Below are 21,029 nucleotides of genomic sequence, written 5' to 3'. Positions count from 1 at the left end.
AACGAGTCTATGCATCCATAGGAACGCGGTGGCTACTCGACACCGCCGAAGCCGACGAACCTGGACTCATGACCGCCATAGCGACCCTGCGCCCCGCACCCACGCGGCAACTGCTCGGCGAGAGCGCGACCCACCGCATCGAATCCCCCTCACTGCGGCATTTCGCGCCCAATTGGTTCGCCGCCGTCATGGGCACCAGCATTGTCGCCAATGCCGCCGCCACGCTGCCGCTGCAGTTGCCCGGACTGCGCGGCGCGGCGACCGTCGTATGGGCACTGGCCGCACTGCTGCTGGTGGCATTGAGCGCCGCCTGGATCGTGCACTGGGTGCGCTACCCGAAGCAGGCCCGCAGCCACAAGGATCACCCGGTCATGGCACATTTCTACGGCGCACCGCCCATGGCACTGGTGACCGTCGGCGGAGGCACCCTGGTGCTCGGCCGCGAGGTGATCGGCCTCGACGCCGCGCTCACCATCGATTGGCTGCTGTGGTCGCTCGGCACCGCGCTGGGCCTGCTGACCGCCGTCGCCATTCCCTACCGGATGTTCACCCACTTCCACATCGAGCCCGACGCCGCCTTCGGCGGCTGGCTGATGCCCGTGGTGCCGCCGATGGTATCGGCGGCCATGGGGGCACTGCTGGTCCCCTATCTGCCCGAAGGCCAGTTGCGGCTCACCATGATCCTGCTGTGCCTGGCCATGTTCGGCCTGAGCCTGATCGCCGCACTGGTCACCACCACCATGATCTGGTCACGCCTGGTGCACCACGGCGTCCCGCAGTCGGGCATGGTGCCCACCCTCTGGCTCGTGCTCGGCCCGTTCGGCCAATCCGTCACCGCCGCGGGCCTGCTCGCCACTGCCGGTCCCTCGGCGCTGCCCGACCTCTATGCCAAGGGGCTGACCGTCTTCTCGGTCATCTTCGGCGTCGTCACCTGGGGATTCGCGATGCTGTGGCTGGCGCTGGCCACCGCCGTCACCGTAAAGACCGCTCGCGCAGGCGAATTGCGGTTCAACCTGACCTGGTGGGGCTTCACCTTCCCGCTCGGCACCTGCATTACCGGCAGCACCGTGCTCTACGGCCACACCGGCGCCGATCTCTTCGCCGTCGCCGCGGTCGTGCTGTACGTCGGACTGGTCAGTGCCTGGGCCGTCGTCGCCGCCAAGACCATTCGCGGTGTACGCACCGGGCCGCTGCTCCGACCGGCCTGATCCGTCAGGCCTTGAAGTACACCAGCTGATGACTCGTCGCGAGCAACCCACCGTCGTGCGCCCAGAGTTCGGCCGACTGATCGAAGAACCCCTTGCCGAAATGCTGGGAGCGCGCGGTGGCCAGCAGCGGGTGATCGGCTTGAGCGGCGAGGCGATCGGTATCGGCGTGGAAATACACGGTCAGCGTGACGGTTCCGGCGGGGACGACGCGGCCGAGTCGCAGCATCACCCGCGGGAAGAACACATCGCTCAGCGCGGTGAGGGCCGGATAGTCCAGTGGGCGCGCGGGCCGGTCGCGGACCCAGAGCGTCGTGGTGGAAGTCGGTTGTGCCGCAGCGCCGTCGAGTTGGGTGATACCACCCTCGATGAAGCGCATCTCGTAATTGTCCACCCAGGCAATGAATTCGGGCAGCGCGTCCGGCTCGACGGTATCCGGTGGCGGTGCGGCGGGCGCGGTGGCTTCGGTAGCGGTCCAGGTCTCGCGGCGGGTACCGAAAACCGCCGTGGCCGTGGTGGTCACGATGCCGTCCTGGCTCATCGACAGCGTCCAGTGCTGGGTGTTGCGATTGGTCCGCACCGGTTGCGCCGCAATGGCGAAGGGGCCCTCGGCAATCGGGCCCGCGAAGTTGACGGTGAGCGAGATCGGGTCACCGAGACATTGCGGATGTTGTTGTACCGCACGCAATATCGTTGCCGCGGTGATGCCACCGAACGGGCCGACCATATTGCCGTATTCGGGAGTCGTCCGACCGCTGAAGTTTCCGGCGCCGTCGGAGGTCAGCGCGACCGCGCTGTCGAAGGCGTGCGGTGCGGTGACGGTCGGACTCATCGTGTTCTTCTCCTCGAGGTAGGCGCCGGTCGATCGCGGGGGCGCAGACCATAGGTCAGCTGGGTAATCGTTTCGGTCAGTGCCACGTCCACGTTCTCCGCGTCGACGAACCCGGACCCTACAAAGGTGGCCAACCCCTGCAGCGCGGCAATGGCGGCGATACCGATCCGCATCGGATCCCCCGCAACGACTTCGCCACCCGCCTGCCCCTCGGCGATCAAGGCGATGGGCACGGTGAATGCCCGCCCGACCGCGGCAAGCATTTCCTCGCCCGAACTAGGACTGTGCTTGCGTGCGAACATCAGCGCGAGCAGCGCCGGATTGTCGATCGCGAAATCCAGGTAGGCGCGCGCGACGGCATGCAGCCGCTCGGAGAACGATCCGGTCGGGCCGACCTCGCCGTACACCGCGGCGAGCCGGTCGAAGCCGACCAGAGCGAGCGCGTCGAGCAGCGCCTGCTTGTCCCGGAAGTGCCTGCTCGGGGCGGCATGGCTGACGCCGAGGTCGCGGGCAAGCTGACGCAGCGAAAGCCCGTCGACGCCGGACTCGCGCAATGTGGCCTCGGCGCGCTGGAGCAGCTCGGCACGCAGGTCACCGTGGTGATAGGAGCGGGAGCGGACAAAACTCATGGTTGCTGCAGGATATCCGATATCGCGACATTGTTGGCATTGACTACTTTGTTGTCGCTGCCTACATTGGGCGCTATGACGAACCACAAGTGGACTTCCGCAGATCTGCCCCGATTCGACGGCCGCACCGTCATCGTCACCGGCGCCAACAGCGGGATCGGCCTGGTGACGGCCCACGAACTGGCCCGCGTCGGCGCCCGCGTCGTGCTCGCGGTGCGCGATATCGCGCGCGGCGCGGAAGCGGCGAAGAGCATGTCGGGTCGCACCGAGGTGCGCGAACTCGACCTCGCCGACCTGGCCTCCATTCGCCGCTTCGCCGCGGACTGGTCCGGCGATATCGATGTGCTGGTGAACAATGCGGGCATCATGCTGGTCCCCGCCGGACGCACGAAAGATGGTTTCGAACGCCAAATCGGCACCAACCACCTCGGCCATTTCGCGCTGACGAATCTGCTACTGCCGCATATCACCGATCGCGTGGTGACCGTCTCCTCGCAGGCGCACCGACGTGGCAGCATCGACCTCGACGACCTCAACTGGGAAACCCGGTCCTACAGCTCCGCCGCCGCCTACGGGCAGTCCAAACTGGCCAACCTGCTGTTCACCCTCGAACTACAGCGGCGGTTCACCGAATCCGGATCCCGGCTCGCGCTGAGCGCCCACCCCGGTTGGGCCGCAACGAATCTGCAGGGCCATTCCGGCAACCGGATCCTGCACGAGGTCATGCAGGTGGGCAATAAACTGCTCGCCCAGGATGCGAGTTTCGGCGCGCTGCCCACACTGTTCGCCGCCAGCCAGGAGTTGCCGCCGGGAAGCTATATCGGCCCCGACAGCTGGTTCGAATTCCGCGGTCACCCGAAGCTCGTCGGCCGCAGCACAGCCGCCGCGAATGCCGACCTCGCCGCCGCATTGTGGACCAAATCCGAAGAACTGACCGACGTGCGCTTTCCGGCCAACGCGTAATCAGCCGAGCATCGGGAACCTGCCCGAATTCAGTAGCCCGGCGATCGCATCCATTTTCGCCTGCGGCGCAGCGTAATCCGGATGCAGCCGGATTACCGCCGCGGCGTCGTGCAGCCGGATCATCTGCTGTTCGGCATCGGTGACGCTGCGGCCGCCCGCACTCACCGCATGCCGGGCGAATACCGGCCGCTTCGGATCGACGCGCCCCAGCGCCAATGCCTTGTCCACCCGACGGGAGCAGCGACAGAAGGCCTCGGGATTTGCCACCCCGCAGGTCGCGTTCAGGAATGTGCCGATGCGTTTCTTGGCTCGTTCCAACCGCTTTCGGAAGGCGGGTGCGGTGATACCCAGAATCCAGGCCGCATCGGCGGAACCGAGTTCGAAAACGTCACCGAGCACGAAGGCGACCCGCTCGTCGCGGGCCAGGCATTGCAGCATGGCCTGAGTACAGTTCAACCGCACCTCATGGGAGAGCAGCTCGGCCTCGGGGCCGCGATAGTCGTCGGCGGCGAGACCGTCCGACAAACCGTCGCGGTAGGTGTCGAGGCTGAGCTGCGCCGCCTCCTGGGGCGTCTGCCGTTTCAGGTTCAGCAGATAGTTGACACCGATCCGATATGCCCAGGTCAGCAGCTTGGCCTCACCCCGCCACGTCGCGAGATTGCCGACCACGCGCAGCAGGATTTCCTGCGTCGCATCCTCGGCCTCGGCGGGCCGCCACACCATGCGCAGCGCCAGCCGGTACAGCGGATCCTGTAGCCGCCGCACCACATCCGAGATGGCTGCCGCGTCACCGGCAATCGCCCGATCGACCAGTTCCCGCTCCCGAGCGATGTCTTCGGTGTTTTCCGCCGTGGGCGGGTCAGGGTGCGATAGCTCGGGTTCCACCGCACAATCCTTCGGCGGTATCCGCCGTTACGCAAGTCCTATCTGCGCCGCGCGGGTGACTCGCACCCGCGCGGCGCACCCGGCTCATGCACTCGCGGTCGCCGCCGTCAACGAGTGCGCGCGCAACCACGTCGCGACGGCGGTCCCGATGGCATCGGGCTGATCCTCCGGAGCGTGATGTCCCGCCTCCCCGACCGACACGACCTCGGCACTGGCGAACATCTCGGCAGCCCAGCCGATCACCTCCGGCGAACCGAGGCCGACGCCATTGTCGAGCGCCATGATGAGCTTCGGCACCTCCGGCGAGTCCGCGGCCCACCGGTCGTAGTTCTCCACCAGCGCGACCACATCGGCGGGTTCGCCCTCCAGCGGAAATTCCCGCGACCAGGCCAGCATCGGCTTGCGCGATTCCGGCGTCGGGAAGGGTGCGCGATACACATCGTGATCTTCCTGCTTCAGATCGACAATGCCCCTCGGCAAGTTGAATTCGATGAACATATTCTCCGCCAGCACCATTCGCTCCCCCTCGGCCGTCCGGAATTTCCGGAACAGTTCGGCGCCGAGCGGCGGGAGTTCCTCCCAGCGCATCGGCCGCAGGAACGTCTCGATCAATGCGATGCCCCGGATGCGCTCGGGATGCCGTGCCGCCCAATGCATGCCGAGCGCGCCGCCCCAGTCGTGGCCGACAATGACGACCTGGTTCAGGCCCAGCGCATCGAACCAGGCGTCCAGATAGCGGGCGTGATCGGCGAGGCGGTAGGCGCTTTCCGGCTTCCCGGATGCACCCATTCCGATCAGATCCGGTGCGAGCACCCGGGTTTGATCGGCGACGTGCGGGATCACATTGCGCCACAGATGCGATGAGGTCGGGTTGCCGTGCAGGAAAACCACCGGTACCGAACCGGTACCGAGGTCGGTGTAGTTGATGAACGAGTCGAGAACGTCGACGGTGGCCATGATGTGGGTCCTTCCTGGATCCGGCTGTTTGTGCCTGCACCCGGTTTCGACACACGTTTCTGCCGCGCTGTGACCGCCACCGAATGTGACGCTCGTCACCAGCCTGGAAGGCGCCTGTACGGCCGATCTCAGCGCAACCGCAGGTAAACCTAACTTCCGTATGTGAGCCGTACATGTTTCAACCGGCCAATGCACCATTCAGGAGATTCTCAGACTTAAGTAAAGCGATTGCAAAGGAATCCGGAATGATCTACTGTCTCTCTACGTAAGAACAATGAAGTTCACACAGACCGTCACGAGGAGTTATCCGCAGTACGACACGGCACGACGAGACTTCCCTCATCAGCCTCGTGGCGCCGCGAGAACGGATCATCCGGCCTGGACAACCGGCCCGTTCATTCGGCCGCGCACGAGCTCATTCGTGACACGACCACCCCTGGAACGGCGCCGGCACGCCGAGTCAGGGGTGGTTCCATGTCTGCCGTCGAGTCCCCTTGCCACGCCATGCGTTCCTCGACTAGCTGTGCCGAATGTCATACGCGACAATCACATACGGGACGAGCCACCGCAGGTAGCTTGACGCCCGACAAATTCATCGGTGCGAGGCTAGGAAGTTCGATCTTTGTGAAGTGGTTGTCGTCCCACACCGCGCGTCGCGTACTCGCTGTTTGTGCACCCATCGTATTGGCTGTCGTTGTCGCAGTTGGCTGTTCCTCTACCGGCAAGGGATCCGGACCCGCGAATGCCGCGAATGCCGCGACGGTCTCCGGCAAGGACATCAACGATCTGCTCGGCCAGCTCGTCGATGCGCCCGAAGAGGCGATGGAAGGCTACAGCCGGGAGAAGTTCCCGCACTGGGACACCAATAAGACCGAGCACGGCTTCGGCCCCGATTTCGCGCAGTACAGCAAATGCACCAGCCGTGACGTGATGATGCTCAGGGACGCGACGGGATCGGTCAAACTCGACCCGAAGACGTGTGAGCTCACGGTGGGTAAGGGTGGTGGCTGGCAGGACCAGTACGGCGTCATGGACTCGAAGACCGGAAAACTCAAGCCGTACAAGTTCATAACCGACCCGGCCGGTGTCGACGCCGAACACATCGTGCCGCTGGCCGAGGCCTGGCGTTCGGGTGCGAATAAACGCGATGAAGATACCCGTCGGCGGATCGCCAACGACGCCGTCAATCTGATCGCCTCCGATCCTTCGGCCAACAGGTCCAAGGGTGATCAGGACGCCGCGAACTATCTGCCGCCGGGAAAATTCCGGTGTGGCTATCTCGAGCATTACGTCAAGATCAAAGTAAAATATGCGCTGAACGTTGATCCCGCCGAACACACCGCACTGCGCAACGCAGTCGCCGACTGCGTGAGTCGAGGAGAGTTCAAATAAGCGACATCATCGAGATTTCCGCCAAGGCGGCCGTCATGACCGAAGAGGAAGGGACGGTCTCCGGCGAGCTCGATGTGACCGTCGATGCGACGGGTAAAGGCCTGGTTCGCTATCGCAAGACCGAGACCTGGTACACCATCGGCAATCTCGAGGCGGAGCCGCCGCGCACCTGGACCACCGTCACCGAGCTAGCGGCCGCCATCGAAGCCACCGCCGGAACCCGCGATGCGGCAGGCAATACCGTGCCCTTCGAGGCCTGATCGGGGCTACGGCATGGTGATGACGACCTTGCCGAACGGATTGTCCTCGCGGAAGTAGCGGTACGCCTGCACCGCCTGGTCGAGCGGAAATGTTCGATCGATGACCGGGCGCATGCGGTGTGCCGTGATGGTGCGGTTCATCGCCTCGAAATCGTCCCGGCTGCCGACCGCGATCCGGCGGATCGCGAGATACGGTCCGACGAACGGATTCTCGAATGCCTCGCCTTCCGCCAGCTGTGTGGCGCCGATCATGGTGATCATCGCGTTGTAGCCCGCGGAGCGCACCGATTTCGACAGGGTGGGCAGTCCGACGGCCTCCACCACATGTTCGACGCCGTGGCCGCCGGTGAGTTCGAGTACCTTCTCGTCCCAGTCGGGCGTCGCACTGCGGTCGATGGTCTCGTCCGCGCCGAGCTTGTGCAGCCGCTCGGCCTTATTCGGGCCGGAGGTGATCGAAATGACCCGTGCGCCGAGCATTTTCGCATGCTGCACAGCGAACAACGCCACGGTACCGCTGCCGACAGTCAGTACCGTCTGGTCCGGCGAAACCGGTACCGGTGTGGTCAGCGCAGCCCACGCGACGACTCCCGCGCAGGTCAGCGTGGCCGCCTCGATATCGGTGAGGTGGTCGGGGACATGCACCACCGAATCCTCTTCGATCACCGCGTAGGCGGCGAGCATCCCGTCGAAATTGGCGCCGTACTGTTCGGCGACCTGCGCCAGCCGCTGCGGGCCGTTGATAAAGCGCACGAAGTACGACGCGGTCACCCGATCGCCGAGGGCGGCGCGAGTCACGTTGTCGCCCACCGCGATGACCTCACCGACGCCATCGGACAGCGGGATGATGCCCGGGGTGGCGGGCAGCGGGTAGATGCCGTCCATGAGCATGAGGTCCCGCCGATTCAGCGAGGCCGCGCGCACCCGGATGACCACCTGATTCGGTCCCGGCTGTGGCAGTTCCTGGTCTCGGACGGTCAAACCGGCGAGGCCCTGTAGTGGATCGAGGTGGTAGGCAATGGCTTTCATGATCTGCTTCCTGTGGTGGGCACGAACAGCGCCTCGAAGGGCGCTGCTCCGATACCGGTGGTGATGTGGCCGTGGCCGTCGGTGTCCTCGACATGGACCAGGTCGCCGGGCCCGAATCTGCGCCGAGCGCCGTCGCTCGTCGTCACTTCGATCACGCCGCGCAGCATCACGACCCACTGCCGCGCCGGAGCGGGATGCGGTTCGCTGTCGAATTGCGCACTGCGCAAGTAGGTTACGGTCGCCGCCGCCGACATTCCGGCGACGGCCATCGCAGGTACACCTGCGGCGACGGTTCGTCCCGTCAATGCGAGTTGCGCATCGACGAATCGGGAGCCGCCGTCCGCAGTGCGCACGATTCGACTGAACCGCAAGGTCGTGCCGTCGGTCACCGCACGCCTTCGATGAATTGGTGGTCGAAGGTGATGCGGCCGTCGGAGTCGAGGCCGATCACCTCGTAACCGCCGCCCGCGACGGAGCCGTCGGCACGCGAAATCATCGACCAGGGCAGGCCGATCAGACCGGCGGGCAGCTGGGTGGCAACGCCCACCTCGAAGGTGTACCCGCCGGGTGCCACGAACATCTCGTAAGCGCGGGACACCCGGGCATCCATCGCGTCGTGGCCGCGCACTTCCAGGGCGGGGACGCCGAAATTCAGGTTCGCCGCCGCCTCGCGGATCTCCACCGGCGGGTCGACCAGGGTCTGCGCACCGGCGGGCGCCCAGATCTCCTCGATCATCTTGCGGCGGATCGCCGGATCGGATTCGTTCCACTGGGCCATGTAGCGCTCTGCGAAGTGGGCCAGGTTGTTGTCATCTCGGTTGCTCATGGCACCGAGTTTTGCGAGCGCGGCGCTGCGGCGCGATTCCCTCCAGGGAATGAAGCCGATGTGGGTTCGGTGATTCCCTCCGGGGAATGGCGCGGACACCGCGGGTCGGATATCACTGAACTCATGACGACAGTGGTGGAGCCGAATCCGTTCGCTCAGCAGTTGCGGCACTGGCGTACGCAGCGACATGTGAGCCAGCTCGATCTTGCCATTCGCGCGGACACCAGCCAGCGCTATCTGAGCTTCCTGGAGCAGGGCCGCTCGCGTCCGGGACGCACCATGGTGGTGCGGCTGGCCGAATCGCTGGAGTTGTCGCTGCGCGAGCGCAATGCACTGCTGCTCGCCGCTGGTTATGCCCCGATCTTTCCCGAATCCGACCTGGACACACCGGAATTGGGCCCGGTGCGGGTCGCATTGGAACGCATTCTCGAGGGGCACATGCCCTATCCCGCGGTCGTCACCCGCCCATACGGCGAACTGGTCGCCGCCAATGCCGCCTTCGATATCCTCACCGAGGGTTCGGCGGCGGAACTGATCACCCCGCCGATCAATGTCCTGCGCCTCGCCCTGCACCCGAGGGCCTGGCACGACGCGTGCTGAATCTGCCCGAATGGGGCCGCCACGTCACCGAAAGCCTGCGCGGCAAGGCCCTGCGCAGCCCCGACCCCCACCTCGACGACTTCATCGCCGAACTCGAAAGCTACCTCCCCGCCGCCACCCCCGGCCCCGACCACCTCGGCTTCGCCGTCCCCCTACGCCTGACCAGCCCCGGCGGCGAACTCCGCCTCATCACCACCATCACAAGCTTCGCGACTGCGGTAGACATAACCCTCTCCGAACTCCACCTTGAAGCCTTCCTCCCCGCCGACGACCGAACCGCCGAATTCCTCCGCCGCCGCTCCGAACAGCGCCGAACGCACGCCAACTAGCGTTTTGTCGCGCGATGTGAACTCGGAGGCGACGACGCAGCGGCCGACCTCGGCTCGACAGCCGTCGGCATCGGCACCCGGCGGCTCTGCAACCCGGGACACCGCTGGACAGCGGACCTTGGCCCCGGTGCTGGCGTCAGCGTCAGTCACCTCACCAGCAAATCCCCTGGCTGCCCCACCGCTCGCAATCGACCGCGGACCGACCCGCCGGACGGACTTTGGCGGCGACGGGTGCCGACGTCCACGTCGGCGCGGGGTTCACCAGGCTCGGGCGGCGGAACGAAGGTGGTTGTGGACCAGGTCTATGTGGGGGCGGGAGTTCGTGCCGGGGCGGCGGACCAGGAAGCCGGTGTTGATGGGCGGGTCGTCGGGTTCGAGTAGGGGGACCAGGGTGCCTGCGGCGAGTTCGCGGGCACAGAGGTAGCGCGGGAGGACGCTGATGCCCGCGCCTGCGGCGACGGTTGCGGTGATGGCGCGCAGGTCGGCGACCACTACTGCGGCTTCGGCGGCGAGGCGGACGCCGAAGACGTGTCGCCAATAGCGGCGGAGAATGGGGAGGTCGGCCGAGTAGCTGACCAGGGGTAGACCGGTGAGGGCGGTCGGTCCGTCGGTGCGCAGTCGCACGGTATCGATGCGGGCGGCCAGCTGGGGGGCGGCGACCAGTACGAATTCCTCGTCCGCGAGCGGCTCGGCGACCAAAGCGCGGCCGCGCGGGCGGATCGTGGACACGATGAGGTCGTAGTGTCCGGCGCGGAGTCCGGCCAGCAGCTCCTCGGAAAGACCCGCGGTGACCGTCAGCCGCACACCGCGCTCGATCAACGGTGCGAGGGCCGGAAGTGCCTGCACCGCAAGCAATTCGGCGGGTCCGGCCAAGCGCACCGGCGGCTGTGGCACCGGTTCGGCGGGAACGGCCCGCGCCGTAACCGCGTCGAGCGCATCCAACGGCCCGCCGACCCGCGCCGCCAGCTCCAGGGCAGCGGTGGTCGACGCCACCCCGCGCGGCAAGCGCTCGAACAGCCGATACCCCAGCCGCTTCTCCAGCGCCTGCAACTGCGTCGTCACCGTCGGCTGGGACAGCCCCACCAACCGCGCCCCCGCCGTAATGGATCCGGCACGATGCACCGCCAGGAACGTCCGTAGCTGATTCAGATCGAGACTGCCATCGGAATCCCTATCGCCCACCCAACAAGTGTATTTCTCTCCCAATACTCGACCAGCCGATCACCGCTCCCATGCCCCTCCGCCCCTCGCCCGAATCCCCGCCATGACCTCTGGGCCATTCGATTCGCGGCCAGGCGTGACGAGTGCGCATTGCGCTGATTGCCCCAGCCATGTCCCGTTGGCCCGATCCAGCTCGTACCCCGTCCAGATGGGCGCTATCCGGTTCGCCGAGCGCAATCGAAACGCGGCACGACACGTCCGGCGGCACCGCCTCCGGCGGCACCGCCATACGACTGCGCTCGACGGATCGCGATTGCTTCGGCTGGACGCGGCGCTAGCTGCCCCTGGGCGCAATCGTCGACGGGTCTACCCGACTCCCTGAACTTCCGGCCTCCAGACGATCCGCTGCTCGCACGCACAAACGACCGCGCCCGCCGATCGCGTTCCTGACCAGTGTCAACGCGGCTGCACAGCGGCAAGTATTTCCGGTCCACGAGCGGACAACCGCTCCTCGGCGAGGCGTGCACCGACCACTGCTCCGATGATCCCGATCGCGATCCCGACCGGCAGGGCCAGCCACAGCACGGAGGTCAGGTCGAGGACCAGGCCGATGATCAGCACGATCAGGACCGGGATCAACGCGACCAGTTGGCCCAGGCAGGCGGCGATTTGCACCAAAGCCTTTGCACAGCCTGGATTTCCAGAGGACGCGAAGGGGTTTCCGGTGCGCGGCGGTAGCGGGTAGGGCGCGGTTACCGACAGGAATACGGCCGATCCCGCGCCGACGCCGAGCACGGCGAACAGCGTCGACAGCGTCCACGGGTACATCGACCACCGGCCGAGCGCACCCGGCAGAACCACGGCCAGCAGCACGGACGGCAAGCCGATCACCAGCAGCAGGGCCAGCAGCCGCCCCCGCACATCGGCGCGCACCGCGCCGGGCGTCACCAACGTCTGCCAGAGCGCGGTTCCGTCATAGCCGTAGAGATTGTTGACGGCCAGGCCCGCGAACCACGCGGCACTCACACCCGCGAACACCGCACCGCCCGAGCCGTTGCCCTGTATTGCCGGAAAGACCGGCAACAGGGCCCCTACCAGCAGCAAGGGCAATAGCGCCGCCCGGCGTCGACTGTCGCAAGACCACGTCCGCAACTCCTTGATCACCACCGCACCCACCGGCCCGGACGTCCGCACCCGGCCGAGCAGCATCCCACGCCCGCCCGTGCCGGATACCGAATCCAGCGGTGCGGTCAGCCGCCGCCGCAACAGCACCGACCATGCCTGCCACAGCACCGCCGTCAAGGCCAGCAATCCGGCCAACGCGCCGAGCGCCATCAGCCAATCGCCGCGCGCGGCTGCCCCCACCGCAACAGGTGCCCACCCGGATGGCAAGGCGCGCAGTACATTCGCCAACCACGGTGCCGATTCCCGCACCGAATCCACATGATTCAGCAGGAGACTCATCGGGTAGTAGGCCAACCCGGCAAGCCCGGCGAGCAGCACCCCGAGATCGCGCCCCCTCCGCGAACGCATCGCGGCACCGATCCACGCCAGCACCACCCGCGAGAGCACCACCACGAATATCAACTGCAGCACCACACCGACCAGCGCCACCGCAGCCGCACCCCAACTCAATTGCACTGCAAGCACAATCAGTCCGGAGAAGGCGAGCAGATTGATCACCGGCGCGGGCCCGACGAAGGCCGCCGCCAATAACCCGGTGGCCAACTGCCGATGACTCAGCGGCAACAGCCGCAGATGTTCGGGCTGCACGGTCTCATCGCTGCTGCCCATCAATACCGGACCGCACAGCCAGCCGAGCGTCCATATCCCGAACCACGCTGCGGCCACCGTGATGCCACCGGCCACATCACCGTCCCGGACCCCGAATCCGACGAGACCCGCTGTGCCCAGCGCGAACACCAGACCGATGATCACACCGCTGACGAACGTGACGCCCTGCCAGCCATTGCCCAGCGCGCGCTTGGTCAGCAACAACCGCATCCGAATCAGGACGCCAACCACGACAGCCCGTCCTCCCCGCCGACCCGGCCGCCGACCAGATGCACGAACGCCGTCTCCAAGGTGCTGTCCCCGCGCACTTCGTCGAGCGTCCCCGCGGCCACCACCCGCCCGGCGGTGATCACCGCGACCCGATCGCACAGATTCTCCACCAGCGCCATCACATGACTCGACAGCACCACCGCACCGCCCGCCGCGACGAACCGCTGCAGAATGGTGCGAATCGTGCTCGCCGATACCGGATCCACGGCCTCGAACGGCTCGTCGAGCACCAGCAGTTTCGGTGCGTGCAGCAGCGCCGTCGCCAAGCCGATCTTCTTGCGCATGCCCGCGGAGTAGTCGACGACGAGCGTCCGTTCGGCACCGGTCAATTCGAAAACTCCGAGCAATTCCTCGGCACGTTCGGCCACCGTATTCGCGGGCAGTCCGCGCAGTAAACCGGTGTAGGTCAGCAGTTCTCGGCCCGTCAGGCGCTCCGGCAGGGCGAGTCCATCCGGCAATACGCCCGCCAAAGTCTTCGCCGCGATCGGATCGGCCCACACATCGACGCCGAAGATCCGCGCCTGTCCGGCGTCCGGGCGTAACAATCCGCAGGCCATCGACAGGGTGGTCGTCTTGCCCGCACCGTTCGGGCCGACCAGCCCGAAGAACGAGCCCGGCGGCACGGTGAGGCCGACATCGTCGACCACCCACGGACCGCCGAATCGCTTATAAAGCCCCGTCAGCTGCAGCGCAGGATCGGCGTGCACCATCTATCCCCCCTGGTGTTCGGTTCCATCTCCTACGTTACGGACGAACCGGCCATCGGGTTCGAAAATAATGCCGCCTGCCCCTGGACGAGGCAGGCGGCACCAGCCCTACGCCTGCACAGTCGCCAGCTCCTGCTGCACCGGCGCATCCCAATCGATCCGATACCGCTGCTCGACCCCCATGGTCTTCTCCGGGTTCATCCCTTTGATCAGCAGCGGCATCAGCATGGACATCATCCGGCGCGCCACCGGCCCCGGCGTCTTGCTGTGGTTGATCTTGCGCGCCCGCGCCGCGACAGCCTCCACCCGCGGCCGCCGCACCCCTTCATAGGCGGCAAAGGCCGAGGAGTGATCCGGCAGGTCCCGCAGACACCGTGCCAACTGCACCGCACTCTCGATGGCCAGCGACGCACCCTGACCCGAGCTGTTGGACGGCGCATGCACCGAATCCCCGACCAGCACCATGCGCCCCCGATGCCAGGTCGGGACCGGCGGCATAATGTGCAGGGCCCCAGTCGTTTCCAGGCTTTCCGCAGTGGTCCTGCGGGCGAATTCACCGCCCGGGGTGTCCTCGGCATAGGTCTCCCGCAGGATGGCCAACCAGTGCTCGGCCGGAATCGCACGCGCCTCGGTCAGCGACAGATACTCCTTGTGCGGCAGATTCGCACCCCACATGACCTTGTTGCCGTCGACGGCTCCGTAGAGGTAGTACGCCTTCTTCCCGAAGGCGAAAACCATTGTCTCGGGCGGAATTCCGAAATCACCATCGAGAATCGCGCCGAATCCGATCATCCCGGTGTAGTCCGGTCCCGGATTATCCGGGTCGATGAGACCGCGCACCGTGGATCGAATACCGTCCGCGCCGATCAGCACATCGGCGGTCGCGCGGCTGCCATCGGCGAAATGCGCGGTGACACCGTCAGCGTCCTCCTCGACGCGCACGAGTCGCTTGTTGTATTCGAAAGGAACACCGGCCGCGACCGCGTGATCGTGCAGCGTCCGGTGCAATTCATTGCGGTCGACCATCTTCAACGACGGAACGTCCGGCATTTCCGGCATCCGCAGCACTTTGCCACCGACCGACAACTGGGTATGCGATATCGGACTCGCTATCTCACGAACGAGGTCGCCTGCACCGACAATGTCGAGGGCGGCAACACCATTCGGTGCCAATGCCAGCCCGCTGCCGATGCCGTAGGTAGGACCCGGATAGGCCTCGTAGACGCGAGCGGCAATGCCCGCCTTGTGCAATGCGGTGGCCGTGACAGGTCCGGCGATACCACCGCCGATAACGATGGCCGTTTCTGTTTTGGACATGGGTGTACTCCAGTTATATGCGATACGGGTTTCTTCGAAAGCCCGAACCGACCGCCCCACCGCACACCCAGTTATCCTGTGGTTGCCAGCCTTGTAGCCGGGTGCGCGCATGCGGACACGGTTCGAGACGGTTACATCGAGCTCGGCGGCGGTGTTGCCGCACCCCGCCGGGCTCGGTCTCTAATCCGTCATCCCCCTTTCCACGACCTCCGTGACCTCGGCGGGCGTCATGCCGACGGCATGCATATGCCGCCACAGATCGACACCGGGGAAAGTGCCCGCGGCGATCTCGTCACGCAGCGACGCGGCCCACGCCACCTCGGCCTCCAGCATCGCGACACCGTATTCGGCTTCGACGACGAACAGCCTTGGCAGATTGGCAGCCGCGAGTTGATCGAGTTCTCGGCGCGCGGCTTCGATGGTGCGGCCCAGCGCATCGATGCGCCGACCGAGCAACTCGACGACTTCATCCGGCGGCAGTGCCGCCACGACAGAGAGTCCGGCCGTGAACCGGTGGTGTTCCGGCGCTGGCTCGGCAATCAATTCCCTTGTCCAGTCAGCCATTTCGGCGCGACCGGCATCAGTTATCGCATAGATCGTGCGTTCCGGCCGAGCACCGTCGCGCTCATTGCCGACGACCTCGAGAAAGCCCGCCTTCTCCATGTTCTGCACGACGGTGTAGAGCGAGCCCCATTTGATGTCCATATCGCGGTCCTTGCCGCGCTCACGCATCTGCGAGGCGATTTCGTAGCGGTGCATCGGCCGTTCGATGACGGTCGCGAGCACCGCCAGCGCCAGCAGATTGTTCACCTTGCGCTTCGTGGCCATGGACACCTCCTTACTCGCATACGAATATACGTCCACGATTATTCGGGCACAAGTATCAGGCGTGAACAGGCTCGCACTCTCTGTCGGTCCAGATCGCGTGTCGCTCTTTCGCCGTAACTTACTCCAGAGTAAGGTCGGCTCATGGCATGGAACCCGAAAGATATGCCCGACCAGAGTAGGCGCACCTTTATCGTCACCGGAGCCAACGGCGGCCTCGGCGTCGAGACCACCACGGCGCTGGCGAGCAAGGGCGGCACCGTGATCATGGCCTGCCGCAATGTCGCGAAGGCGCAGCCGATCGCCGACCGGATCGACGGCGACGTCCGGGTCGAGCAATTGGATCTGGCGGATCTGGCATCGGTGCGCGAATTCGCCGCCAAGACTGTCGAATTCGATGTGCTCATCAATAATGCCGGTCTGATGAACATTCCGTTCTCCCGCACCAAGGACGGGTTCGAGACCCAGTTCGGCGTCAACCATCTCGGACATTTCGCGCTGACCGGACTGCTGTTGGATCGCCTCCGGGACCGGGTGGTGAGCCTGGCGAGCATCGCGCACAAGCAGACCCCGAAGCTGTGGATCGACGATCTCAACTACGAAAACCGCCGCTACCAGCGCAATCTCGCCTACGCCCAGTCCAAGCTGGCCAACCTCATGTTCGCCCGCGAACTGCAGCGGCGACTGACCGAAGCGGGCTCCGACAAGCGCTCCTACGCGGTGCACCCGGGCGTCTCGGCGACCGATCTGTTCGCCAGGACCGAAACCCCACTGGACCGGATCAGCAAACCCTTCATCCGCATCGTCGGCCATCCCCCGGCCAAGGCCGCCCACTCCACGCTGTTCGCGGCCACCATGCCCGATGCCGACCCGACCACCTACTGGGGTCCGAACCGATTGTTCCAGAGCCAGGGCCCGGTCGAGCCCTCGCCGTCGAGCAAGCTGTCGAACAATCCGGAACTGCTGCGCCGCCTGTGGGAGGAATCCGAACGCATGACCGGGATCACCTACAAGTTCTGAGGCCCGACCTGCTCCTACGTATCGTGTAGTAGACGGGTACCGTGGTATGCGTGTCCGCTCCACCTCGCCGCTCGGCACACAATCGCCCGGCCCTCATCGTGCTGGTGATCGTGGCCGCCCTCGCCTGCCTGGCATTGGGATGGTGGCAGTGGGAGCGGTTCGAATCCGCGAGCGGCACCGGTCAGAATCTCGGTTACGCATTGCAATGGCCGCTGTTCGCGGGGTTCGCGGTCTTCGCGTACTTCCGGTTCGTGCGGCTGGAATCGGAAGCGGATAAGGAGCCGGAAGCCGAACCGGCTCCCGCGAAGGCGCGCCGACCCGCGAAAGTCGAGGCACCGCGCGAGATTCCGGCCGGACTGCTGCCCGAGCGGCCCAAGGCCGCCCGCGACGATGATCCGGTGCTCGCCGAATACAACAAATATCTGGCCGAGCTGCACGCCCAAGATATCGACCAACACGTCCGTGATGCGGGCCTGGCCCACGACACACACAGGAGCGCCGGTTGACCACCAGCGAGAACTCGACCGAATCCGCCGCGACGCTCACCCCCGAGCCGACGGCCATGAACGTCGCGAAGATCAAGCCCGCGCTGCTGCGCTATCGCGTGCTCGCCTGGACGACGGGTCTGTGGCTGTTGCTGCTCACCGGCGAAATGATCGCCAAGTACGGCTTCGATGTGCACACCCCGAACTGGATCGCGGTCGTGCACGGCTGGGTCTACTTCGTCTACCTGCTGGTCACCGCCGACCTCGCGGTCAAGGTGCGCTGGCCGATCCCGCGCACCGTCGGCACCCTGATCGCAGGCACCATCCCGCTGCTGTCCTTCTTCGTCGAACACGTCAACGCGAACAAGGTCAAGCAAGACTTCAACCTCTGACCGGACGATGTCGCCGGATCCGCACCCGCTGTGGAGCCGAACCCGGCGCCCGCACGCGTCGTCGGGATCCGCCTCCATGGCCGGAGCACAGCCCCCGTTGCGCGGCGCACATCCGTCGCCGGGATCCGCATCCATTGTGGCCCCGAGCGTGCCGCTGATTCAGGACTCGGCGAGGGCCGCGAGCGCAGGGAGAAGTTGGGTGAGCGCGCGTCCGCGGTGAGATACGGCGTCCTTCTCGGCGGGGGTCAGCTGAGCAGCGGTGATATCGCCGCCCGCCGGAATGAACAGCGGGTCGTAGCCGAAACCGCCGTCACCCACCGGTTTCCGGCCGATCGCACCGGGCCACTCACCGCGCACCACGATCTCGGTACCGCCGGGCACCACCAGCGCGCAGGTGGAAACGAACTGCGCACCGCGCCGCTCGTCCGGTACGTCACCGAGTTGCGCGAGCAGCAGCGCGTTATTGGCCGCGTCATCGCCGTGCCCCCCGGACCAGCGCGCGGACAGCACACCGGGCATCCCGTTCAGCGCATCCACCGCGATACCGGAATCGTCTGCGACACAAGGCAATCCGGTGGCGGCGGCGCCATCGCGCGCCTTCGCCAGCGCATTCTCCTCGAAGGTCGCGCCGGTCTCGGGCGCCTCATCGTAGGCGGGCACATCGCCGAGTCCGACGATCTCGATGCCCGCGATACCCGCATCGGCGAGAATCCGACGCAGTTCGTTCAATTTCTTGGCATTGCGACTGGCGACCAGGACGCGGCGCGACATCACTTCTTCTTCGACTCGGCAGGCTGCGGCAGCACACCCGGATACGGCAGTGCGAGCGCCTCTTTCTGGATGGCGAACAGCCGGTCGCATCCCGCGAGTGCGGAGTCGAGCAGCTTGTCCAGGGTGGAGCGCGGGAAGGTGGCGCCTTCACCGGTGCCCTGGATCTCCACCAGGGTGCCGGTATCGGTGGCAACCACATTCATATCGACCTCGGCGCGCGAATCCTCTTCGTACGGCAGGTCCAACCGCACCCGGCCGTCGACGACACCGACGCTCACCGCGGCGATCGCACACGAGATCGGCTGCGGGTCGGCCAATCCACCCGCCGCGCCGAGGTAGGTCACCGCATCCGAGAGCGCGACATACGCGCCGGTGATGGCCGCGGTCCGCGTACCACCGTCGGCCTGCAGCACATCGCAGTCGATGGCAATGGTGTTCTCGCCGATGGCAGCCAGGTCGATGCATGCGCGCAGCGACCGGCCGACCAACCGGCTGATCTCCTGGGTGCGCCCGCCGACCTTGCCCTTCACCGATTCCCGGCCGCTGCGGGTATGGGTGGCCGCGGGCAGCATCGCGTATTCGGCGGTGAGCCAGCCGAGCCCGGAATCGCGACGCCACGGGGGCACGCCCTCGGTGACGCTCGCGGTGCACATCACCCGGGTCTGCCCGAACTCCACCAGCACCGAACCGGCTGGATGCGTGGTGAAGCCACGGGTGATCCGTACCTCGCGGAGCTCATCGTCCGCCCTGCCATCGGCTCGTCTCGACACGCGCCAAGCCTAGTCACATGGCTTACCGCGCGCGGCAACCGGTCAGATGTCGAAGGTTTCGCCCGGTGCGACGGCGTGCACCGGCCCGGAGAACTGCGCCTTCGCCTCCGCGATCACGTCCTCGCGGGAGGTCCACGGCGGAATGTGGGTGAGCAGCAGCTCTTTCACGCCCGCACGGGCGGCGATAATGCCCGCCTCGGTGCCGGAGAGATGAATGCCGGGAGGCCGGTTGGCCGGGTCGTGCGTCCACGACGCCTCCGACATGAGAAGGTCGGCGCCCTGCGCGAGTTCGAGAACCGCATCGCACATCGCGGTATCGCCGGTGTAGACGAAGGTCCGCCCGGACGCGGTCGCGATGCGCAGCCCGTACGACTCCGGCGGGTGATACATCCGACGCGCGAGCACCGTATGGCCAGGACCGAATTCGACCGCCTCGCCGTCGACCCACGTCTGGTGATCGATGACGTCGGACCAGTCGTCGCATTCACCGCCGATCTCGGCGGAGGCATTGCCGATGCGCACCGCGCTATCGGACGGACCACGCACGATCGCCTGCCCCACCGGGGGGGACGGGTGGTAGCGCCGCCAGACCAGCAGTCCTGGCAGATCGAGGCAGTGATCGGCATGCAGATGGGTGAGGAAGATGTCGACCTCACCGGGATCGGCATAGCGCTGCAATGCGCCGAGCACGCCTGGTCCGAAATCGATGACCACCGGCGACATATCCGGCCCGGTCAGTAGGTACCCCGACGCTGGGGAGTCCGGGCCGGACACACTGCCCGAGCACCCGAGGACGGTAAGGCGCATTCCCCCATGCTCCCACGACGAATTCTCACTCAAGAACCGATCCCCCACATTCCGCTGCGCGCCACGCGAGTACCACGGCTACGCATTGACTCCGGCTCGATCCCCGCGACGGTGTCGACGTTCATCACCAGAGAGTACCCAGGCGGCCAGCACCCCACCCATTGCCCCGAAAAGATGCCCCTGCCAAGAGATTCCGGGTTGTCCGGGCACCACACCCCACAGCACCGACCCGTAAATCGCCAGTACAACCAGGCCGATGCCGATCTGCACGAGATTGCGGGCAAACCAGCCGCGACAGATAAGGAAGGTCAGCCAGCCGAAGATCAGCGAGGACGCGCCGAGGTGCACCGATCCGGTGGCGCCGGTGAGCCAGACGCCGACTCCGGCCACGATCCAGACGATCGCGGTGGCGGCGAGTCCGCGCCCGATGCCCGCGAGCAGGGTGATGAAGCCGAGGACGATAACCGGAAGCGTATTGGCGAACAGGTGGTCCCAGCCGTGGTGCAGGACCGGGGCCCAGAGAATGCCCCACAGACCGTCCGCCTCGCGCGGTTCGATGCCGTTGTAATCGAGTTGATTGTGGTCGAGCTCGTCGACGCCTTCGACGCCGTAGAGCAGTGCGACGAATGCGGTGACGATGATGCCCGCGCGCAACCAGAGCTGTTTGACCGGCGCGAAGCTGTTCGCCTTCGCGGGAGTCGAACCGATCGGTTGCCCCAGTTGGGCGCGTAGTGCGGCGATCCGCTCCGGATCGAACGACGAACCGATTCCCGAACCGCCGGTCATCGCAACCTCCTCGTGGAGCG

Annotated in this window: 23 protein-coding genes and 1 pseudogene; 8 read left to right on the top strand and 16 right to left on the bottom strand. The window is 66.1% G+C overall.

The features are described from left to right. Positions 1–68 precede the first annotated feature (68 nt). A complete protein-coding gene (locus NP3_RS28780) occupies positions 69–1,208 on the top strand; it encodes a TDT family transporter (protein ID WP_063044733.1) in 1,140 nt (379 codons plus the stop codon). Between the two features lie 4 nt (positions 1,209–1,212). On the opposite strand, the gene NP3_RS28775 is transcribed toward NP3_RS28780, so the two are convergent. Both NP3_RS28775 and NP3_RS28770 read right to left on the bottom strand, forming a co-directional pair. After that, on the bottom strand, positions 1,213–2,037 hold the full coding sequence (locus tag NP3_RS28775; protein ID WP_063044732.1) for an acyl-CoA thioesterase: 825 nt from the start codon (positions 2,035–2,037) through the stop codon (positions 1,213–1,215). Further along, on the bottom strand, positions 2,034–2,666 hold the full coding sequence (locus NP3_RS28770; RefSeq protein WP_063044731.1) for a TetR/AcrR family transcriptional regulator: 633 nt from the start codon (positions 2,664–2,666) through the stop codon (positions 2,034–2,036). The genes NP3_RS28775 and NP3_RS28770 overlap by 4 nt, the downstream gene beginning before the upstream one ends. Before the next feature lie 75 nt (positions 2,667–2,741). Between NP3_RS28770 and NP3_RS28765 the strand changes: the two genes are divergently transcribed. Then, positions 2,742–3,629 (top strand): oxidoreductase, encoded by an 888-nt coding sequence (locus tag NP3_RS28765; protein WP_063044730.1) that lies wholly within the window; start codon positions 2,742–2,744, stop codon positions 3,627–3,629. Here the strand turns inward: NP3_RS28765 and NP3_RS28760 are convergent, their stop codons facing one another. Together NP3_RS28760 and NP3_RS28755 are read right to left on the bottom strand one after the other, a co-directional pair. Beyond that, on the bottom strand, positions 3,630–4,514 hold the full coding sequence (locus tag NP3_RS28760; RefSeq protein ID WP_063044729.1) for an RNA polymerase sigma factor: 885 nt from the start codon (positions 4,512–4,514) through the stop codon (positions 3,630–3,632). It abuts the gene before it with no gap. 84 nt (positions 4,515–4,598) lie between these two features. Then, a complete protein-coding gene (locus NP3_RS28755) occupies positions 4,599–5,471 on the bottom strand; it encodes a haloalkane dehalogenase (protein WP_063044728.1) in 873 nt (290 codons plus the stop codon). 624 nt (positions 5,472–6,095) lie between these two features. Here NP3_RS28755 and NP3_RS28750 point away from each other — a divergent pair. Then, positions 6,096–6,863: an HNH endonuclease family protein gene (locus tag NP3_RS28750; protein WP_063044727.1), complete on the top strand. Its 768-nt coding sequence runs from the start codon at positions 6,096–6,098 to the stop codon at positions 6,861–6,863. A gap of 35 nt (positions 6,864–6,898) precedes the next feature. Beyond that, positions 6,899–7,123 carry a hypothetical protein gene (locus tag NP3_RS28745; RefSeq protein ID WP_084509107.1) on the top strand — a complete coding sequence of 75 codons (225 nt, stop codon included), beginning with the start codon at positions 6,899–6,901 and terminating at the stop codon, positions 7,121–7,123. Positions 7,124–7,129: 6 nt separating this feature from the next. Here the strand turns inward: NP3_RS28745 and NP3_RS28740 are convergent, their stop codons facing one another. Genes NP3_RS28740 through NP3_RS28730 form a run of 3 tightly spaced genes read right to left on the bottom strand, consistent with a single transcriptional unit; the run spans position 7,130 to position 8,975 of the window. Further along, the gene (locus tag NP3_RS28740; protein ID WP_063824939.1) at positions 7,130–8,149 is read right to left on the bottom strand and encodes a zinc-dependent alcohol dehydrogenase family protein; all 1,020 of its coding nucleotides are present in this window, start codon (positions 8,147–8,149) and stop codon (positions 7,130–7,132) included. Continuing rightward, the gene (locus NP3_RS28735; RefSeq protein WP_063044725.1) at positions 8,146–8,538 is read right to left on the bottom strand and encodes a cupin domain-containing protein; all 393 of its coding nucleotides are present in this window, start codon (positions 8,536–8,538) and stop codon (positions 8,146–8,148) included. Before NP3_RS28735 ends, NP3_RS28740 begins: the two co-directional genes overlap by 4 nt. After that, positions 8,535–8,975 carry a hypothetical protein gene (locus tag NP3_RS28730; RefSeq protein ID WP_063044724.1) on the bottom strand — a complete coding sequence of 147 codons (441 nt, stop codon included), beginning with the start codon at positions 8,973–8,975 and terminating at the stop codon, positions 8,535–8,537. Before NP3_RS28730 ends, NP3_RS28735 begins: the two co-directional genes overlap by 4 nt. Positions 8,976–9,098: 123 nt before the next feature. Here NP3_RS28730 and NP3_RS51620 point away from each other — a divergent pair. Further along, positions 9,099–9,904: pseudogene (locus tag NP3_RS51620) on the top strand (helix-turn-helix domain-containing protein). A 258-nt stretch (positions 9,905–10,162) separates the two neighbouring features. On the opposite strand, the gene NP3_RS28720 reads toward NP3_RS51620, so the two are convergent. The 5 genes from NP3_RS28720 to NP3_RS28700 form a co-directional block, all read right to left on the bottom strand. Continuing rightward, positions 10,163–11,086, bottom strand: a complete 924-nt coding sequence (locus NP3_RS28720; RefSeq protein WP_063044723.1) for a LysR family transcriptional regulator — start codon at positions 11,084–11,086, stop codon at positions 10,163–10,165. A gap of 435 nt (positions 11,087–11,521) precedes the next feature. Next, positions 11,522–13,090: a hypothetical protein gene (locus tag NP3_RS28715; RefSeq protein ID WP_063824938.1), complete on the bottom strand. Its 1,569-nt coding sequence runs from the start codon at positions 13,088–13,090 to the stop codon at positions 11,522–11,524. Beyond that, the gene (locus NP3_RS28710; protein ID WP_063044721.1) at positions 13,075–13,839 is read right to left on the bottom strand and encodes an ABC transporter ATP-binding protein; all 765 of its coding nucleotides are present in this window, start codon (positions 13,837–13,839) and stop codon (positions 13,075–13,077) included. The genes NP3_RS28715 and NP3_RS28710 overlap by 16 nt, the downstream gene beginning before the upstream one ends. A gap of 105 nt (positions 13,840–13,944) precedes the next feature. Beyond that, positions 13,945–15,153 (bottom strand): FAD-dependent oxidoreductase, encoded by a 1,209-nt coding sequence (locus NP3_RS28705; RefSeq protein ID WP_063044720.1) that lies wholly within the window; start codon positions 15,151–15,153, stop codon positions 13,945–13,947. Positions 15,154–15,333: 180 nt separating this feature from the next. Further along, on the bottom strand, positions 15,334–15,981 hold the full coding sequence (locus NP3_RS28700; RefSeq protein ID WP_063044719.1) for a PadR family transcriptional regulator: 648 nt from the start codon (positions 15,979–15,981) through the stop codon (positions 15,334–15,336). 141 nt (positions 15,982–16,122) lie between these two features. Between NP3_RS28700 and NP3_RS28695 the strand changes: the two genes are divergently transcribed. The 3 genes from NP3_RS28695 to NP3_RS28685 are packed head-to-tail and all read left to right on the top strand — an operon-like array spanning position 16,123 to position 17,875. Further along, positions 16,123–16,998, top strand: coding sequence for an oxidoreductase (locus tag NP3_RS28695; RefSeq protein ID WP_063044718.1), 876 nt, complete (start codon positions 16,123–16,125; stop codon positions 16,996–16,998). 50 nt (positions 16,999–17,048) lie between these two features. After that, positions 17,049–17,504, top strand: coding sequence for a hypothetical protein (locus NP3_RS28690; RefSeq protein WP_063044717.1), 456 nt, complete (start codon positions 17,049–17,051; stop codon positions 17,502–17,504). Positions 17,505–17,560: 56 nt separating this feature from the next. Continuing rightward, positions 17,561–17,875 carry a DUF3817 domain-containing protein gene (locus NP3_RS28685; RefSeq protein WP_063044771.1) on the top strand — a complete coding sequence of 105 codons (315 nt, stop codon included), beginning with the start codon at positions 17,561–17,563 and terminating at the stop codon, positions 17,873–17,875. A gap of 159 nt (positions 17,876–18,034) precedes the next feature. On the opposite strand, the gene rdgB is transcribed toward NP3_RS28685, so the two are convergent. From rdgB to NP3_RS28665, 4 genes are all read right to left on the bottom strand, one after another. Beyond that, entirely contained in the window at positions 18,035–18,646 is a 612-nt protein-coding gene (gene rdgB, locus NP3_RS28680) for an RdgB/HAM1 family non-canonical purine NTP pyrophosphatase (RefSeq protein WP_063044716.1), read from the bottom strand. After that, positions 18,646–19,416, bottom strand: a complete 771-nt coding sequence (rph, locus tag NP3_RS28675) for a ribonuclease PH (RefSeq protein ID WP_040687192.1) — start codon at positions 19,414–19,416, stop codon at positions 18,646–18,648. The genes rdgB and rph overlap by 1 nt, the downstream gene beginning before the upstream one ends. Before the next feature lie 42 nt (positions 19,417–19,458). After that, positions 19,459–20,223 carry a cyclic nucleotide-degrading phosphodiesterase gene (locus tag NP3_RS28670; protein ID WP_084509105.1) on the bottom strand — a complete coding sequence of 255 codons (765 nt, stop codon included), beginning with the start codon at positions 20,221–20,223 and terminating at the stop codon, positions 19,459–19,461. Positions 20,224–20,301: 78 nt separating this feature from the next. Continuing rightward, positions 20,302–21,009: a rhomboid family intramembrane serine protease gene (locus NP3_RS28665; RefSeq protein WP_084509103.1), complete on the bottom strand. Its 708-nt coding sequence runs from the start codon at positions 21,007–21,009 to the stop codon at positions 20,302–20,304. Between the last annotated feature and the right edge of the window lie 20 nt (positions 21,010–21,029).

Origin of the sequence: Nocardia pseudovaccinii NBRC 100343 (assembly GCF_001613225.1) — a bacterium.
Lineage (GTDB): Bacteria > Actinomycetota > Actinomycetes > Mycobacteriales > Mycobacteriaceae > Nocardia > Nocardia pseudovaccinii.
Note: the sequence above shows the minus strand (reverse complement) of the source record. Positions and strands in the feature narration are given on the sequence as shown.

Excerpts from the sequence above, each read along its gene's own strand:
- NP3_RS28780 (WP_063044733.1), top strand. The coding sequence starts at position 69 with ATGACCGCCATAGCGACCCTGCGCCCCGCACCCACGCGGCAACTGCTC.
- NP3_RS28700 (WP_063044719.1), bottom strand. The coding sequence starts at position 15,981 with ATGGCCACGAAGCGCAAGGTGAACAATCTGCTGGCGCTGGCGGTGCTC.
- NP3_RS28710 (WP_063044721.1), bottom strand. The coding sequence starts at position 13,839 with ATGGTGCACGCCGATCCTGCGCTGCAGCTGACGGGGCTTTATAAGCGA.
- NP3_RS28770 (WP_063044731.1), bottom strand. The coding sequence starts at position 2,666 with ATGAGTTTTGTCCGCTCCCGCTCCTATCACCACGGTGACCTGCGTGCC.
- NP3_RS28685 (WP_063044771.1), top strand. The coding sequence starts at position 17,561 with ATGAACGTCGCGAAGATCAAGCCCGCGCTGCTGCGCTATCGCGTGCTC.
- NP3_RS28665 (WP_084509103.1), bottom strand. The coding sequence starts at position 21,009 with ATGACCGGCGGTTCGGGAATCGGTTCGTCGTTCGATCCGGAGCGGATC.
- NP3_RS28705 (WP_063044720.1), bottom strand. The coding sequence starts at position 15,153 with ATGTCCAAAACAGAAACGGCCATCGTTATCGGCGGTGGTATCGCCGGA.
- NP3_RS28765 (WP_063044730.1), top strand. The coding sequence starts at position 2,742 with ATGACGAACCACAAGTGGACTTCCGCAGATCTGCCCCGATTCGACGGC.
- NP3_RS28740 (WP_063824939.1), bottom strand. The coding sequence starts at position 8,149 with ATGAAAGCCATTGCCTACCACCTCGATCCACTACAGGGCCTCGCCGGT.
- NP3_RS28745 (WP_084509107.1), top strand. The coding sequence starts at position 6,899 with ATGACCGAAGAGGAAGGGACGGTCTCCGGCGAGCTCGATGTGACCGTC.
- rdgB (WP_063044716.1), bottom strand. The coding sequence starts at position 18,646 with ATGTCGCGCCGCGTCCTGGTCGCCAGTCGCAATGCCAAGAAATTGAAC.
- NP3_RS28775 (WP_063044732.1), bottom strand. The coding sequence starts at position 2,037 with ATGAGTCCGACCGTCACCGCACCGCACGCCTTCGACAGCGCGGTCGCG.
- NP3_RS28755 (WP_063044728.1), bottom strand. The coding sequence starts at position 5,471 with ATGGCCACCGTCGACGTTCTCGACTCGTTCATCAACTACACCGACCTC.
- NP3_RS28695 (WP_063044718.1), top strand. The coding sequence starts at position 16,123 with ATGGCATGGAACCCGAAAGATATGCCCGACCAGAGTAGGCGCACCTTT.
- NP3_RS28670 (WP_084509105.1), bottom strand. The coding sequence starts at position 20,223 with ATGCGCCTTACCGTCCTCGGGTGCTCGGGCAGTGTGTCCGGCCCGGAC.
- NP3_RS28730 (WP_063044724.1), bottom strand. The coding sequence starts at position 8,975 with ATGAGCAACCGAGATGACAACAACCTGGCCCACTTCGCAGAGCGCTAC.